This window comes from Paenibacillus sp. Mc5Re-14 (genome assembly GCF_001049835.1).
Taxonomy (GTDB): Bacteria; Bacillota; Bacilli; order Paenibacillales; family Paenibacillaceae; genus Paenibacillus; species Paenibacillus polymyxa_C.
Genome location: NZ_CVPD01000001.1, coordinates 2,597,760 through 2,613,657 on the forward strand (window position 1 = coordinate 2,597,760; position 15,898 = coordinate 2,613,657).

General features: G+C 45.4%; 12 protein-coding genes. 6 read left to right on the forward strand and 6 right to left on the reverse strand.

Going from position 1 to position 15,898, the window contains the following annotated elements:
* Nucleotides 1–22: 22 nt before the first annotated feature.
* Both gntK and BN1546_RS11800 read right to left on the reverse strand, forming a co-directional pair.
* Complete coding sequence (gene gntK / locus BN1546_RS11795; RefSeq protein WP_013373829.1) at nucleotides 23–1,561, reverse strand: gluconokinase; 1,539 nt, start codon at nucleotides 1,559–1,561, stop codon at nucleotides 23–25.
* Nucleotides 1,554–2,285: a GntR family transcriptional regulator gene (locus tag BN1546_RS11800; RefSeq protein ID WP_090737595.1), complete on the reverse strand. Its 732-nt coding sequence runs from the start codon at nucleotides 2,283–2,285 to the stop codon at nucleotides 1,554–1,556. The genes gntK and BN1546_RS11800 overlap by 8 nt, the downstream gene beginning before the upstream one ends.
* A gap of 213 nt (nucleotides 2,286–2,498) precedes the next feature.
* Between BN1546_RS11800 and BN1546_RS11805 the strand changes: the two genes are divergently transcribed.
* Nucleotides 2,499–3,794 (forward strand): GntP family permease, encoded by a 1,296-nt coding sequence (locus BN1546_RS11805; protein ID WP_090737597.1) that lies wholly within the window; start codon nucleotides 2,499–2,501, stop codon nucleotides 3,792–3,794.
* Between the two features lie 21 nt (nucleotides 3,795–3,815).
* Nucleotides 3,816–4,976, forward strand: a complete 1,161-nt coding sequence (locus BN1546_RS11810) for a glycerate kinase family protein (protein ID WP_090737599.1) — start codon at nucleotides 3,816–3,818, stop codon at nucleotides 4,974–4,976.
* Between the two features lie 9 nt (nucleotides 4,977–4,985).
* Here BN1546_RS11810 and BN1546_RS11815 read toward each other — a convergent pair whose 3' ends face one another.
* Both BN1546_RS11815 and BN1546_RS11820 read right to left on the reverse strand, forming a co-directional pair.
* Nucleotides 4,986–6,026, reverse strand: coding sequence for a CdaR family transcriptional regulator (locus BN1546_RS11815; RefSeq protein WP_090737600.1), 1,041 nt, complete (start codon nucleotides 6,024–6,026; stop codon nucleotides 4,986–4,988).
* Between the two features lie 221 nt (nucleotides 6,027–6,247).
* Nucleotides 6,248–7,366: an RDD family protein gene (locus BN1546_RS11820; RefSeq protein ID WP_090737602.1), complete on the reverse strand. Its 1,119-nt coding sequence runs from the start codon at nucleotides 7,364–7,366 to the stop codon at nucleotides 6,248–6,250.
* A gap of 245 nt (nucleotides 7,367–7,611) precedes the next feature.
* On the opposite strand from BN1546_RS11820, the gene BN1546_RS11825 reads away from it, so the two are divergent.
* Nucleotides 7,612–8,169: a GNAT family N-acetyltransferase gene (locus tag BN1546_RS11825; RefSeq protein ID WP_090737604.1), complete on the forward strand. Its 558-nt coding sequence runs from the start codon at nucleotides 7,612–7,614 to the stop codon at nucleotides 8,167–8,169.
* A gap of 97 nt (nucleotides 8,170–8,266) precedes the next feature.
* Here the strand turns inward: BN1546_RS11825 and BN1546_RS11830 are convergent, their stop codons facing one another.
* On the reverse strand, nucleotides 8,267–9,124 hold the full coding sequence (locus BN1546_RS11830) for a GNAT family N-acetyltransferase (RefSeq protein ID WP_025678126.1): 858 nt from the start codon (nucleotides 9,122–9,124) through the stop codon (nucleotides 8,267–8,269).
* A gap of 172 nt (nucleotides 9,125–9,296) precedes the next feature.
* Here BN1546_RS11830 and BN1546_RS11835 point away from each other — a divergent pair, with 172 nt between their 5' ends.
* The gene (locus BN1546_RS11835) at nucleotides 9,297–11,249 is read left to right on the forward strand and encodes a BglG family transcription antiterminator (RefSeq protein WP_090737606.1); all 1,953 of its coding nucleotides are present in this window, start codon (nucleotides 9,297–9,299) and stop codon (nucleotides 11,247–11,249) included.
* Nucleotides 11,250–11,419: 170 nt separating this feature from the next.
* Nucleotides 11,420–13,417, forward strand: coding sequence for a PTS fructose transporter subunit IIABC (locus tag BN1546_RS11840; protein WP_090737608.1), 1,998 nt, complete (start codon nucleotides 11,420–11,422; stop codon nucleotides 13,415–13,417).
* Between the two features lie 89 nt (nucleotides 13,418–13,506).
* Here the strand turns inward: BN1546_RS11840 and BN1546_RS11845 are convergent, their stop codons facing one another.
* Nucleotides 13,507–14,406 carry a DMT family transporter gene (locus tag BN1546_RS11845; protein ID WP_090737611.1) on the reverse strand — a complete coding sequence of 300 codons (900 nt, stop codon included), beginning with the start codon at nucleotides 14,404–14,406 and terminating at the stop codon, nucleotides 13,507–13,509.
* 109 nt (nucleotides 14,407–14,515) lie between these two features.
* Between BN1546_RS11845 and BN1546_RS11850 the strand changes: the two genes are divergently transcribed.
* A complete protein-coding gene (locus tag BN1546_RS11850) occupies nucleotides 14,516–15,889 on the forward strand; it encodes a MocR-like pyridoxine biosynthesis transcription factor PdxR (RefSeq protein WP_090737613.1) in 1,374 nt (457 codons plus the stop codon).
* Nucleotides 15,890–15,898: the final 9 nt, after the last annotated feature.

Genomic DNA, 15,898 nt, shown 5'->3' on the forward strand with positions numbered 1-15,898 from the left:
ATTACCCCCTGTATTTATCCTTTTAGTGTTTAATTAAGCTTCTTTGATAATTGGCAATCCGTGTATAATCGTCTTCCAATACTCTGGATAGGTTAATGAAAATCGGCAGCAACTTTCTATATTCCTTGGTTGCTTCTTCTTTGGGTGCATGTTTGTTGGTACTGCCAATCATTTCAGAGACGACTTCAAATGATTGGATTTTTCCGGTGGCGTACAAGCCTAAAATACAAGCTCCTAGACAAGAACTTTCGTAGCTTTCTGGAACGACGACTTCAGATGCGAATATATCAGACATCATTTGCCGCCAAACATCCGATCTTGCGAAGCCTCCTGTAGCTTGGATTCGGGTCACTGGCCCGTCCATGCATTCGGTTAAGGCCAAAAATACGGTGTATAAATTGTAAATGACTCCTTCTAAGGCTGCGCGAATCATATGTTCCTTTTTATGTGACATCGTTAAACCGAAGAATGAGCCACGTACGTCTGGATTCCATAAGGGTGCACGTTCACCAGCGAGGTAGGGGTGGAATAACAATCCATCAGATCCTGGCCTTACGCGTTCAGCAATTTTAGTCAACACATCATATGGATCAATTCCTAGTCGTTTGGCTGTTTCTACTTCTGATGAGGCAAGCTCGTCACGAATCCAGCGAAGGACCATCCCGCCGTTATTTACCGGTCCGCCAATGACCCAGTGCTTTTCCGTTAACGCATAACAAAATATTCTTCCCTTTTCGTCTGTTTGTGGCTTGTCTATGATGGTTCGAATGGCACCGCTTGTCCCAATGGTGACGGCAACTTCGCCTTTTCGTATCGCATTGACACCTAGATTAGAGAGAACCCCATCGCTGGCTCCAATGACAAATGGTGTTTGTGGATCGATACCCATCTCTTTTGCTAAAACTGAATTACAGTCGGTAAATATTTTGGTTGTGGGTACGAGCTCAGATAGTTGGGAACGGGTTATCCCCGCAATTTTTAAGGCCTCTTCATCCCAATCCAGCTTTTCGAGATTCATCATGCCCATGGCTGAAGCCAGGGAATAATCAACAACATATAGATCAAAGAGCTTTTTGAAAATATATTCTTTAATCCCGATATATTTTTTAACCTTGATAGCGATTTCAGGAAGATCATTCACAATCCAAGCTATTTTAGTTAAGGGTGACATGGGGTGAATGGGTGTTCCTGTTCGTCTATAGACTTCTTGGCCGTTCAAATCATCTTTTATTTGATGTGCCCACGCTTCGCTGCGATTATCTGCCCAAGTGATACAAGGTGTAAGTGGGCGGTCGTGTTCATCCATTGCAATGACACTATGCATAGCACTGCTAAATGAAACAAACGATAGCTTTTTTTGTGAGTGATGTTTCATGATATTCGAAGTCGCTTGTAGGACTGCCTGAAAAATCTCCTCGGGGTTTTGTTCAGCTGTAGCTATATCCGGTGTATAAAGCGGGTACCCGATATTTTCTTGTTGGATAACTTCGCCTTTTTCACTAAATAAAACAGCTTTTGTACTGGTGGTTCCGATATCTATACCTAACATGTAGTTAGTCATTTGGTGGCACGACTCCTTTGGACAGCAGTTGTTGGGACATCCATAAGTCTTCTACTTTACCTTGAACATCATCAAAGTTTACATGTAAAGACTTAATCATAAGGTCTCTATCTTTTGCCTGGATTGCTTCAATATAAAGCTCATGATTTTTTACAATCCGCGTAAAGTCTTCATACTTTTCTTTGAAACGCATACGCATCGACAACAGAATAAGGCTTTCCATCACGGGCTTTAAATTATTCCAGATCATCAGGATGTATGAATGATTAACTGCACGAATAATCGTTTCATGGAACAAGACATCTTGATATGAAAATTCATCGGCATCACTGTATTTGACCGCGACTTTCATCATTTCGAGTATTTTACTAAGTTCCTTTGCTAAATCATGAGTGTCCATCTTTATAAGACGTTCAAATACGAAGGATTCTATAAGTAGACGAACATCATAAATTTCTTCTATTTCTTTCTCTGATAGCCCCATAACAACGGCACCCATTCTTTCTAAGCGGATGATATTTTCGGAAGCCAGTATTTTTAACGCTTCACGAATAGGTGAGCGACTTACAGCAAAATCAGCAGCCAATTTATTTTCAGATAATATGGTACCGCTTTCAATTGCACCAGAAATGATGCGCATTCTAAGCTCAGACGTAACACGATCACCAGTAGAGGCTTTTAGAAGCCATTTGGAGGGATATAGGAATTCACTGGACTGAACCATAAATTCACCTTCTCATCAATCAAGTATACTTGTATACAAGTATTATAATCTAAAATTTTAAATTTGCAAGCGTATTCATTAGATTATTTTTGTAAGCCAGTTCGGTTTTTTTGTGCAAATGCACAATCAATTTCGTCTGTTCTTCAATATAATTCACACTCTGCAATCGATATAATGAAAGCGTAATCAAAAATTGCCCGGGGGGTTAGACAGATGGAAGGGTTAACGATCAGTTGGATAGGAGCTCTGGCAGGGCTGGCTATTGCAATTATTTTGATATTGAGAAAGCTGAATCCGGTTTACGCCTTATTTTTGGGAGCTATTGTAGGCGCTTTATTGGGCGGAGCCAATCTGGAGCAAACAATCAGCGTGTTAATTAGTGGTACGCAAAGTGTGATGGGGACGGTCATTCGTGTGCTCGCGGCCGGTGTATTAGCAGGCGTGATGATGGAGTCTGGGGCAGCGGAGACAATTGCACAGGCTATTGTAAAGAAGTTTGGCGGCAGTAAAGCGATCCTTGCCCTAGCGTTAGCGACGATGATTATTACAGCAGTAGGCGTATTTATTCCCGTCGCAGTGCTAATCGTGGCACCTATTGCTTTGTCGGTTGGGAACAAAATGGCGATTTCCAAGCTGGCTCTCCTGCTGGCCTTGTCTGGAGGCGGAAAGGCGGGAAATATTATCTCTCCAAATCCCAATACGATTGCGGCAGCACGCGGGTTTAATCTGGATTTAAGCCACGTTATGTTGGCGGGTGTGGTGCCCGCGATATGCGGATTAATCATGACTGTTCTGGTGGCGTCTATGTTAAAAAACAAGGGCGTGAAGGTATCCGAACAGGATATTATGGATAGTGATGTCGATACGTCGAAGTACCCGGTATTGGGACGGGCGATTGTAGCTCCGGTGGTAGCCGTTATTTTGCTGATGATTAACCCGATTGGTTCCATCTCTGGCATTGAAGCACTGTCGAATTTCAAGGTCGACGCAATGTACATTCTGCCGATTGCCGGGATTGTGGGTATGCTGGCCATGGGACAAGGGCGCAATATTCTGAAGTATTCGGCTTCCGGTTTGAATAAAATGACGGCAACCGTGCTTATCTTGATCGGTGCAGGCGGGATTGCGGGTCTGATCTCTGCCTCCAATTTATCTGCTCAGGTAGTTGGCTTAATTGAAGCTTCGGGAGTTTCTGGCACATTTTTGGCACCGCTTGCAGGGATTCTGATGGCGGCTGCCACAGCATCGACCTCGACGGGCGTTATTTTGGCGACTGGATCGTTTGGGGAAGCCATTTTGAACATGGGGACTGCCCCGTTAGCCGCCGCTGTAATGGTGCATACAGGAGCTACCGTCATTGATTCCTTACCACAGGGCAACTATTTTCACGTTACGGCAGACAGCATGAAAATGAGCATTAAACAACGGATGGGATTGATCCCTTATGAGGCTATTGTGGGCGGAACTATGGCGATTGTAGCAACAATCATATATGGATTTATACTTTAATATTCACGATGGGGTGACAAAATGAGAGATAAAACATTTGTACTGGCACCGGACTCTTTTAAAGAAAGCATGACGGCAAAGGAAGTGTGCATCGCAATGGAGAAAGGGCTGCGCAAGGTCTATCCGACAGCCCATTATGTCCACGTTCCGATGGCAGACGGCGGTGAAGGAACGGTACAATCACTGGTGGATGCGACAGGCGGACAGCTTCGTTACATGGAGGTGACCGGACCGCTTGGAGAACCTGTAAATGCGGCATACGGCTTGCTGGGAGACGGCACCACTGCGGCAATCGAGATGGCATCTGCCAGCGGAATCCATCTGGTTAATAAGGACAACAAAAACCCGTTAAAGACAACAACCTATGGTACAGGCGAGTTAATTCGGGAGTGTCTGAACCAGGGAATTCGAAAAATTATCATTGGCATTGGCGGAAGTGCGACGAATGATGGCGGTACAGGTATGGCAGAAGCGCTGGGCGCTAGATTTCTGGATGCAGCAGGCAATCCTCTTCCACGCGGCGGCGGCAGTCTGGGCGAGCTGGCCAGTATTGATATTTCATCACTGGATGACCGCTTGCAGCAGGTGCAATTGATTGTAGCCTGTGATGTGACAAATCCGCTCTGCGGAGAGCATGGGGCATCCCGTGTATTCGGCCCGCAAAAAGGGGCAACGCCAGAAATGGTGCAGCAATTGGATGCCAATCTTGCCCATTATGCGGATGTGGTGAAGCAGCAGCTGGGCAAGGATGTACGCGATCTTCCGGGCGCAGGTGCAGCAGGTGGCTTGGGTGCGGGCTTATTGATTTTTACTCAGGCGACGCTGCAAAAAGGCATTGAAATCGTGATTGAATACACTGGCTTAAAGCAGAAGCTAGCCACGGCCGATATCGTATTGACGGGGGAAGGCGGCATTGATTTTCAGACCAAATTCGGTAAAACTCCGTACGGAGTAGCTCAGGCAGCCAAACAATCCGGCAAAAAGGTCATTGCGGTCGCAGGTTATATCGGGGAAGGGATCGACACGCTGTACAAGGAAGGAATAGATGCAGTGTTTGGCATCGTGCCGGGAGCCTCGGAGCTGGGCAAGCTGCTGGCCGAAGGACCGCAAAACGTAGAGCGTACGTGCGAGAATATCGCAAGAGTACTTCAATTCAATGAGAAAGAACGGATTCTGGCGTGATCCGGCAGTTTATTGATACAGCGCCAATAAGCCGTGCGTAAGCTCAAAAAGCTGAAGGAGATTCCGGGGATCTTTGCCAGTTAAGGTATGGATGCGCTTCAGGCGGTATTGCAGTGTATTTCGGTGAATGTTTAATTCATCTGCGGTGAAGGAGACACTGCCGTTATGGTTAATAAAGCTTCGCAGCGTATCCAGCAAATCCACGGTATCTTCCAGCTTGCTAACCAGATGAATCGTGTTAGTCAGGTTGGTTTGGCTTAATTTGACCAGAAATTCGACTTCAACAAAAGAAACGATCTGCACAGGCGGACGCAGTGCTAGTAAAACATTCATAGCGGACTTGGCTTGCATATAAACATCGGCAATGCTGTGCTCTTGTCTGCTGATGGCAAGCAGCACATCGGGATGGCTGCGTACAAGTGGTTCCAACAGTTTGGCGGTTGGTTCCTGATTTTGTATCAGGATGAGATAACTGTCTTCCTCCATCCGAAAGGATGGGTGCTGCATCAATATATTGGATAACTCGGCCAAATGAGCAGGATCAGAAGGAAGATGCTTTACATATACAGCCGAAGTTTTGAGAAGCAAATCAATGTGATATTGAGCAGCTTCTTTTTTTATTTTTTGGGTGTAGGCTCCCTGATGATTTAACAGCATTTCCAGTACGGATTTTTTACGGTTGGCCTCGTGGGCCAAATGCTCCAAGGAAATGCGCTGTTCAATCAGAAGAGACACCGTAGTTTTAACAATATTGCAAAAAGGACGAACTTCGTCAGGATTGCCTGAAATACCAATGACACCGACTAGCTCATGATGAATGACAATTGGTTCATTGGTTCCCTTTTTCTCGTAATGTCCGTCCTGCCACACTTCAATCATTTTCTCGGTTTCGAGCGCCTGAACAGCCCCCTGGTGAATGGTTCCGATTCGTTCACTCTCGCCGCTGCCAATGATGATGCCTCGTTCATTCATAATATTGATGTTGTATGGAATATCCTTCATCATTTTGTCTACGATGTCTTGGGCTTGTCTTTCGGAGAGCGGAAACAAATCAGGACTCCTCCTTTATCTAGTGATGTAAGGTGTTTTACTATATCGCATTTTTGAAAGGGTTTTCAATTCGTTGTGCATCTGAACAATATAATAGAGCAGGGCGCTGAACGTGTCAGCCTATTTTATCATAGATATCAAGAGTAGTTGTATGCAAAAAAACAGGGCTCCAAGGAGCGCCTGTTTTTTGCGTCGTATTCTCTCATTGCTAGTCATGTTGCCTATGGTCGAACCTCACGAAAGCTATAGGTAATGTCATGAAGTTCTTTCTTTAAACGGCTATATTTTGATGCAGGTGTATAACCGATGATCTGATAGAAATTATTTTCAGTTTCAATAATAGCTACATGGGTGACATAACGGTCTACATCTTTCTGTCCTTTAATCGTGAACTGAGTGGCAGGATATCCTTGAATCGTGGTGTTGGATGAGGGTCCTACCGTAGAGAGATTAAACTCTTTGGTTATATTGTTTTGAATTTTCTTTGTGTAGTACTGGCGCGTTACATTACCCAATTTCTCCTTCGAATTGGATCGTACGATAACAGACTTTTGAATGTAGGGATTGAATATCGCAATATCTGCTTTTCCTTCCCAGTCCGGGTCTGTTGACCAGTCTAACGGGGCTGAGATTTGAAATCTTCCATCTCTACTTACATAGCTCTGTTCCTGCTTGCTTACCGGAGCTTCATCGGACTCGTAACTGTTTGCCAGTACAAAAATAGCATTTACAAACGAGGCTCCCAAAATCACCATTGCGGTAAAAAATATAAAGAGCGACCATCTCATTACCTTTTTGCTAATCGGCTCTAAATCCCGTACCTTTACCACATATGTACCTGCGGCTAAATCACCAATTCGTTGTCTTGATGCAGTTACTAACACGCTGATACCAGCAGGTAGTGAACCCATTAGCAATGGATTGGTATCTATTAACCTGAGCAGCGTGCGAATGAGTGATTTAAGAAAACCAGGAGGGTTTCCTTCTCCGTTAACCACCTTAATACGAAAAACAAATTTGCCAAGCGTATAGCCTGTGTAACCTTCCAAAAGCAAATAATAGCAGAAGAAAGCTATAATCAGAATGCAACGGGAAGCAATCGCTAAAGGCAACAACCATCTGTCTGTTACCTGAATGACCGAGATGAAAAAACAAATATAACCAATTATAAAAAATATGAAATCAAAAATCGTTGCTCCCCAACGTCTAAACAAAATAGACGAACCGTAGGTTTTTGATATTTCAGCCATTCTGTTTGTTTCCCCATAGTTTTGCCCATGCCGAATGTACCTCTCTCTTGCTGTTGCCTGTGAATTCTGTGATATGTGCTGGTCTTCCAAATCGTACACCTCATTTTAATATTCCATAATTTAAGACACACTCCTTATATAACGGTCTTTTTATCATCCATGTTTAGGAAAACATTCTATAAACAAAGAACTAATTATAAATATCCCTTTAGAGGTATTCTTTCATTTACTTTATAATTGGAAGAAGAAAGTAATGATCATCGAATATTGAACTTAGGAGGCGTAGGTATGAATGGAAAGCTGGCGAAAGTGAACAAGGGGACAGGGGTGAGAATATGAAAGGTGAGTTTCCGGTTATAACAACCGAACGTCTTGTATTACGAAAAATGGTAGCGACGGACAGCAAGGACATGTTGGAATACTTTTCAGATGAGCAGGTGATGAAGTTTTATGGACTGAGCCCATTTGAGTCTGAACAGGACGCATTGGATGAGATCAGTTGGTATGATCAGATTTTTGAGACAGACCAGGGAATCCGCTGGGCTCTTCAAACGAATGAAGGTAAAATCATCGGTTCTTGCGGATTTCATAACTGGGATCAACGTCATCACCGAGCAGAAATGGGTTATGAATTGTCCAGAGCCTATTGGGGCCAAGGGTTAATGTCAGAGGTACTTGCAGCTGTAATCGACTATGGGTTTAATACCCTCCTCTTGAACCGCATTCAGGCACTAGTAGAGCCGGAGAATACACAATCCTTGCGTTTGCTTGAAAAAGCAGGCTTTCGGCAGGAAGGAATCCTATCTCAGTATGAATTTACGTTGGGGAAATATGATGATCTTTGCATGTGCGCACTCATTAAATCAGAATATATCAAACGGTATCAGAAATGAAAGATATAGTTGGATCAAACAGGGGAATATGGACAGTAAGAAGGTTGATCATTGTACACATGATTAACCTTCTTTTTGATTTAAATGTGGTGAACCATTATCTATGAAGGGGTATACACATTTCATACTGCTCAATAGGGTCCTTAGAGAAGCCTACCTTTTGGATAAAGCCTTCAAGAGAGTTATTGTCGGACAGGCAGATATATACCTTCTCGGCCTTTTGGGTTTCTGCCGCTTTATGAAGTAGGGTACGTCCAAGGCCTTGGTTTCGATGTTTGGGATCGACCCAAAGAAAGTTGATTTTACCTTGAGCACCCATAGCAATCATGCCGAGTCGGGTTTGATCGACTGCATAGATGCCGAGAAAAACTTCTTGTGTGCTGTTGGCGTAATAAGGTGTGTCACTTTGCCAATGGATGTGACAGTCGGTGAGGGTTGTACGGAAATCTGCGACATCATCAAATATAAGTTTTTTAAGAGTGTACGAAGATGAAGGAGCGGGAGAGACCGATGGGAGCATAGCGTTATAATATTTTAGCGTATAGCGTGCCTGATAGCCGTGCTTTTTATAGAATTGGACAGCTCGGTGATTATCTCTGATGACTTCGAGCCATAGCTGCTGGCAGCCCGCGGAGATGGCCGTTTGTTTATGCAATTCGAGCAACCTGTTGCTAATACCCTGGCCACGGTAAGCTGGACCGATGCATAGCGTACCGCAACGCATGGTCTTGTACCCGTCAAACTGCCGGATACCGCCGAGAATCAAGCCGATTGGCTGATCTTCATCCATGGCAAGGAAAGAGTGGCTCCGTGAATTACCCTCTGGACCGAAAAAACGTGCCGCGAAATCGTCCTGTTCCATGGTCAGGCGAATGGAATAGTCTGAGAATCCGAGCGAAAATGCCTGGAAAATGTGCTCCATGCTGACTTCATTGCATCTCAAATAGGTGATCACTGTTCTTCCTCCTGAAAATCCAGTATATTTGGATTGTCTTATTATACACTCCGTATGTTGCTGTAGGGTTACAATTAGTATATCGATAAGCTAATATAAAGTTAATATAAAGCTAACGAAATATAAACCGATATGCCTGAACATTCTTTATTTTGGAAGATAGGAGATTGGAATGAACAAAAGGCAAGTAGAAATTTTCCGCAAGTTGTTAATTGAATCGGACCGACTGTGGTTAGTTCAGGATTTGGCCGATCAAACGGATTGCTCAGAAAAGACAATTCGAAACGATCTAAAAGTAATTGAAGAATATCTAGTCAAGCACTCCGATGCAAATCTGGTGAGAAGACCGGGACGCGGTATTTATTTGGAGATAAGTGAAGCGGAGCAGGCTGATTTATTTCACCGCCTGTATGCAGGCGAGAGTACAGCCCAGCATGAATCGGATGAGGAGAGGGTGCTGCATCTCGCTTATCGGCTCTTGATGGATGCCAAGCCTGTAACGATACAAGATCTGGCCTCCCAGTATTATGTGAACAAGACGGTGATCCGTAGAGATATGGAGAAGATTGATGACTGGCTGCACAGCTTTGATCTTGCCTTGGTTACCAAGCAGCGCGTAGGCTTGACCATTCAAGGCACAGAGAAAAACAAGCGGATCGCTTTGGCGCGGATGAATCAGCTGATTGATAGTCCTGAGTTAACAGGACAGATGATGCGCAAGCAGTTTGAGCCGCACGAGATTGCAACCATCAATTATGAATTAAAAGCATTTCAAAAGCATCATGAACTCAGCTTTACTGATGAAGCTTTTGAGGGTTTAATGCTCCATATTCTCTTAATGGTCAAACGAACCAAGCTGGGACAGCCCATCTCTCTCTCCGAGCAAGACATTGCCTTTTTGCAGAAGAAGGCCGAATTTACATGGGCTACTTCGTTTTTACGGCAGCTGCAAAAGCTGTTTTCCGTACCTTTTTCCAAGGAAGAAACGGCCTATCTAACCCTGCATTTGCTGGGCGGAAAGTTCCGTTACCAGCAAGAGGATAGAAAGGGCAAACAAAGCGATCTGGCAGACAGCCATCCGCTTTTGCCTAAGCTGATTGAGCAGTTAGTCCGGCGGATGTCGGAGCTGAATATGATTGACTTTTCCAAGGATAAGATGTTGCTGAAAGGGTTGAAGGTCCATTTATATACGACCCTGAACCGGCTTCAATATGGTTTGACGGTGTCCAATCCTATGCTGACTGAGATTAAGAAGATGTATCCTTACATGTTCGACCGGGTTATTATTACGCTGGAAGAGGTAGGGGATTTGGTCCGGTTATCGTTCCCTGAGGAGGAAGCGGCGTATTTAACGCTACATTTTCAGGCTTCTGTGGAGCGACTTCACCAGAAAGAGAGTCATCCTCAGAGAGCCATCATCGTGTGTCACATGGGTATCGGTATGTCCCAGCTACTGCGCACAAAGGTGGAACGTAAGTTTCCGGCTGTACATGTGGAGACAACCCTTTCTAAGGCAGAAGTCCAGGACTATCTGGCAACCCAGGAGGTGGATCTCATCATTACAACCGTAGCTCTTCCAGAGCTGAGCGTTCCGCACATTCTCGTCTCTCCATTGCTGGATGCCAAGGATGAGCGTCAACTGGAGCAAGTGATCAGACGAATGGATGAGCCCGAACCTAGAGTCGCAGATGAATCTGTATTTTTTAAGTATACAACACCTTTTTTAGTCTTTCCCCAGCAAGAAGTGCAGCGTCCGGAACAATTGATTTCCAAGCTGGCGCAAATACTGGAGGACAAAGGATATGTGGAGACAGGATATGTGGACAGCGTATTGGCGCGAGAAAAAATGTCAGCTACGACGATTGGGGGAGGCATAGCCATCCCGCATGGCGGCTCAGAGTGGATAAGGCAGTCCTCCATTGTAGTCGCTACTTTAAAGAAGCCACTTACTTGGGGAACCGAGAAAGTAGAGCTTGTGTTCTTGCTTGCGGTAAAACAGGATGGGCGGGAAGAAATGCGGCAGTTATTTAAGGAATTGTCCCTAATCAGTGAGCAGCCAGCTCTAGTTCATGCTTTATCTAAGGAGACCGATGCGATGAGACTATTAGGGAAGCTAAAGGGATAAACTAAAATTAAAAGCCGTGCTTAGGAGCAGGACTTATCTATAAGTCCTGTTTTTTTGTCCGTATTATTCTATTTTTCCGAAAGTTCCGGTAAAAAGTTCGCCCGATAACAGCAAAAAAGGCGGTTATACTATCAATGTAAGCGGAAACATCAGAGAGAAGGGGAATGACTATGAAGATATTAGCGATAACCTCATGTCCTAACGGAATTGCACATACGTATATGGCAGCTGAGAATCTGCAAAAGGCAGCAGCCAAACTGGGTATCGAGATGAAGGTCGAGACACAAGGCTCCATTGGAGTAGAAAATCAACTAACGGAGCAGGAGATCCGTGAAGCGGATGGCATTATTATTGCAGCGGATAAGACGGTGGTCAAAGACCGTTTCGTCGGTAAGAAACTGCTGGTCGTTGGAGTACAGGATGGGATTCGCCGTCCGGAGGAATTGATCCAGCGGGTGATGAAGGGGAATGTGCCTGTGTACCAGGCAGAGTCACGTGCCTCCGAAGCTGGCTCACAGGAGAATAAACCGAAGCAAAATCCTATCTACCGTCACTTGATGAATGGTGTATCCTATATGGTGCCCTTTATCGTCATTGGGGGATTGCTCATTGCCATTGCGTTGACGATTGGTGGTGAGAAGACACCAGGCGGTCTGGTTATACCGGACGGTTCATTTTGGAAGACGGTTCAGGATATCGGTTCGGCTTCGTTTACCTTTATGATACCAATCCTCGCTGGATTCATCGCGATGAGTATTGCGGATAGACCGGGGCTTGCACCGGGTATGGTTGGCGGATTCATTGCTGCGAACGGCAGTTTTTATGGAAGTGAGGCGGGAGCCGGATTTATCGGCGGAATTATCGCTGGTTTCCTGGCGGGTTATGTTGCACTGGGTATTCGGAAAATGAAGGTTGGGCGAGCGTTACAGCCGATCATGCCTATTATTATTATCCCTGTGTTGTCATCTTTAATTGTAGGATTAATCTTTGTCTTTATCATCGGTTCTCCAGTCGCACAATTGTTTGAAGCTTTGACGGGTTGGCTTGCAGGTATGCAAGGTACAAGTTCAATTCTATTGGCACTGATTTTAGGTGCGATGATCTCCTTCGATATGGGTGGTCCAGTCAATAAAGTAGCATTTTTATTCGGCTCGGCCATGATTGGTGAAGGAAATTACGAAATTATGGGACCGATCGCCGTTGCGATTTGTATTCCACCGATTGGAATGGGACTTGCAGCAATGATCAACAAGCGTAAATTTGCACCAGCAGAACGCGAAGCTGGGAAAGCGACATTCACGATGGGATTATTCGGTATTACTGAAGGAGCGATTCCCTTCGCTGCACAAGATCCATTGCGTGTTATTCCTAGTATCATGGCAGGATCTATGGTCGGTTCAGTCATTGCGATGTTGGGAAATGTAGGGGATAAGGTAGCTCATGGTGGACCGATTGTAGCCATTCTTGGTGCAGTGGACAATGTGTTCATGTTCTTCATTGCTGTTATTGTCGGAGCAGCCGTCTCAGTTATCCTGGTGAGTCTGCTGAAAAGGGATATTGCAACTGCAAATCCGGCTGTTGCTGGAGAAGAGACATCTGGAAATTCTGCCGCAGTAACGGAACAATCTACGATGACTACGACTGCCGCCGAGTCATCAGCTTCAGCGATTGCAAATAACGAACCCGAGGTATCTTCGCAAGCCATTCACATTGAGAAGTTGACAGATATTGTAACGATGGATCTGATTAATCTGGATCTGGAAGGAACGACACAGGATGCCGTGATTGATGAAATGATCGGAGCACTTGAGAGAAATGGAGCCGTAAGTTCTGCCAGTGGTTTTAAACAGGCTATATTGGACCGAGAGAAGGAAAGCTCCACAGGCATTGGAATGAATATTGCCATTCCTCACGGTAAATCGGAAGCTGTTCTGAAGCCAAGCGTGGTCTTTGGGGTGAAGCGGAGCGGAGTGGACTGGAAAAGTATGGACGGAAGTGAAGCGAAACTGATCTTCATGATTGCTGTTCCGCGTAATAGTAAGGACAATGCCCATCTGAAGGTGCTGCAAATGCTGTCTCGTAAGCTGATGGACGACCATTTTAGAGAAGCGCTTCTGGCGGTTACTACCAAGGAAGATGCATATGAATTGTTGGGTCAGGTACATTAATTCCCTGTGTGAAGAACTCGTATCCTATCAAAGGGGGGCTCCCGAAGTTACAGTAGGGAGCCTCTTTTTTGAGAATGGCGTTACGAGAGTCAGCGGCGTTTATGGTGTGACATGAGCAGGATACCAAGGAAGATAAAGCCTGTACCTGCCAGATGAGCAAATGAGAAAGATTCACGGAGGATGATATAGGACAACAGCAGTGTACTAACGGGAATACATCCCGTGTATACAGCGGCCGTACTAGCCGGTACCCTTGAGACGCCTCGGAACCATAAAACGTAGGATAATGCTGTGACAAAGATACCGTAATACAAGACAAGTCCAATCTCCCCTGTACTAACTTGTTTAAAATCGAATTGTCGGGCTTCCCCGAAAGAACATGCCATAAACATAAGCATTGAAAAGAGTGTTATGTACATGGTTCCAAGCAGGGAAGAGACATCGCTGGATAGCATTTTGCGTAATACCGTTAGTGCCGCTTCCCCGAACACAGCAAACAGAACAAGCAACATGCCAATAAATGAGGTTGCATTGGGGGTATTAAACCGGAGTGCTGCTAGATGAGGCACTTGCAGTGCCAAAACACCAAGCAGCGAACAGGCAATGCCGAGCCCGGGACGCAGCGAAATTTTTTCTCTCAGCAGTACATATGAAAGAAGGGCCACGATAGCAGGGGTCAAACTTGTTAGAATTCCACTTTCGGAAGCAGAGGCGTAGGCCAACCCGTATAGCATCAGAACCCGGAAGAGAAACATGCCGATCAAGGCCTGAATGAACAAAATTAGTGCATCTCGTCTACTGATCCTAAATGAAGTTTTCTTGATGAACACTATGGGCACTAAGAATAGAAGGGCAACGGCTAGACTGGCTGATTGCGATAAAAAGACAGGCAACTGCATTACGACCAGTTTACCTACTACCACAGAACTGCCAACGATAAAGGTTGCAACCACTAATTCCATGTAAGTCGAACAGGTAGGCTTGTTCATTTCATGTCACCTCTTGTACAGATATTGATATATACTGTAGCAATAGAAATTGGGCACTTGTAGATCCAGTTGAACAGGTTTTTGACAGTACCGCTTGAGGAGGTAGCCTATGTGGATCTCTATCGATAAAAATATGACAGTTCCGATGCTGCGTCAGGTGTATCAGGCCATAAGGGATCAAATTTTAACCGGGGAACTGCGGGCAGGATATAAGCTTCCTTCGACTCGGGTACTGGCCTTACAGTTGAATGTCTCCCGTAATGTTATTCTCGAAGCTTATGAAATGCTGCTGGCTGAAGGTTTAGCCATTGCACGCCCGGGTTCAGGCACCTATGTAGCCGAGGGGGCTGTTCTTCCGGGTTACGTATCCATACCGCCTGTTGAAATGCCAGAGCCTGCAATGAATGCTCTATGCTCAAATGAGCAGTCGACCATTTCCTTCCGGACAGGCCTTCCTGCATTGGATTTGTTCCCACGCAAATCATGGGCCGATTTGCTTCAAAGCGTATGCAAAGAGGCTCCTGATCTCGCATTGGGTTATGGCGACCCAGCTGGAGAACTGGAGCTACGAAGGGAACTGGCCGACTATTTGGTTCATACCAGAGGGGTAAAAGCAAGACCAGAACATATTGTAATCACGAGCGGAGCAGTGCAAGCGATTCAGTTGGTCACCCGTCTGCTGCTGACCGTGGGCGATGAGGTCCTGGTCGAGGAACCGACGAACGAAGATTTGAAAAGCATTTTGTCGGCTACAGGGGCAACTCTACGAAGCATGCCTGTGGATGATTTGGGAATGCTAACAGCCCATTTGCCGCAAAAAGGGTGCCCCAAACTGGCATATCTGACACCTTCGCACCAGTTCCCTTTGGGAGGCATCCTGCCAATCCAGAGAAGGATCGAGCTGATTCAGTATGCAGCCCGGACAGGGTGCCTGCTGCTCGAGGATGATTATGACAGTGAATTCCGATATGATGGCGGGCCTGTTCACTCCTTGCAAAGTCTGGACCCGGAACGGGTGCTATACGTTGGGACGTTTAGTAAAATCTTGTTTCCTGCATTGCGGATCGGTTATATTGTTCTTCCACCATCACGAGTTGCTGATTTTATCCGTTTGAAGCAACTGGCAGATTACCAGACGGCGAGCCTGGAGCAAATTGTGTTGAGTCGGTATATCAGGAAGCGACTCCTTCATAATCATGTACATAAGATGAAGAAAGTATATGCCAAGCGTCGTCAAGTGCTGATTAATAGCCTTGAGCAGCACTTTACAGGGCAGTATAGAGTGTGCGGCCGAGCTGCGGGTCTACATTTGGTAGCAGAGTTTCAGTTTCTGTTCCGAGAGGATTTACTGAATTGTCTCCGTAGCCAAAATGTGTTTGCAGTACAGCTTGAAGGGAGCCGGTTGCTCATGGGCTATGGACATCTACATGAAAGCGAGATACGTGAAGGGGTTCGCAGAATTAGGAACGCGCTTCAACGATAGTAAACGCAA

What these genes read in the sequence shown, in the direction of transcription:
- BN1546_RS11840 (WP_090737608.1), top strand. Translation starts at nt 11,420, where the DNA reads ATGAAGATATTAGCGATAACCTCATGTCCTAACGGAATTGCACATACG.
- BN1546_RS11800 (WP_090737595.1), bottom strand. Translation starts at nt 2,285, where the DNA reads ATGGTTCAGTCCAGTGAATTCCTATATCCCTCCAAATGGCTTCTAAAA.
- BN1546_RS11825 (WP_090737604.1), top strand. Translation starts at nt 7,612, where the DNA reads ATGAAAGGTGAGTTTCCGGTTATAACAACCGAACGTCTTGTATTACGA.
- BN1546_RS11850 (WP_090737613.1), top strand. Translation starts at nt 14,516, where the DNA reads ATGTGGATCTCTATCGATAAAAATATGACAGTTCCGATGCTGCGTCAG.
- BN1546_RS11835 (WP_090737606.1), top strand. Translation starts at nt 9,297, where the DNA reads ATGAACAAAAGGCAAGTAGAAATTTTCCGCAAGTTGTTAATTGAATCG.
- BN1546_RS11845 (WP_090737611.1), bottom strand. Translation starts at nt 14,406, where the DNA reads ATGAACAAGCCTACCTGTTCGACTTACATGGAATTAGTGGTTGCAACC.
- gntK (WP_013373829.1), bottom strand. Translation starts at nt 1,561, where the DNA reads ATGACTAACTACATGTTAGGTATAGATATCGGAACCACCAGTACAAAA.
- BN1546_RS11805 (WP_090737597.1), top strand. Translation starts at nt 2,499, where the DNA reads ATGGAAGGGTTAACGATCAGTTGGATAGGAGCTCTGGCAGGGCTGGCT.
- BN1546_RS11810 (WP_090737599.1), top strand. Translation starts at nt 3,816, where the DNA reads ATGAGAGATAAAACATTTGTACTGGCACCGGACTCTTTTAAAGAAAGC.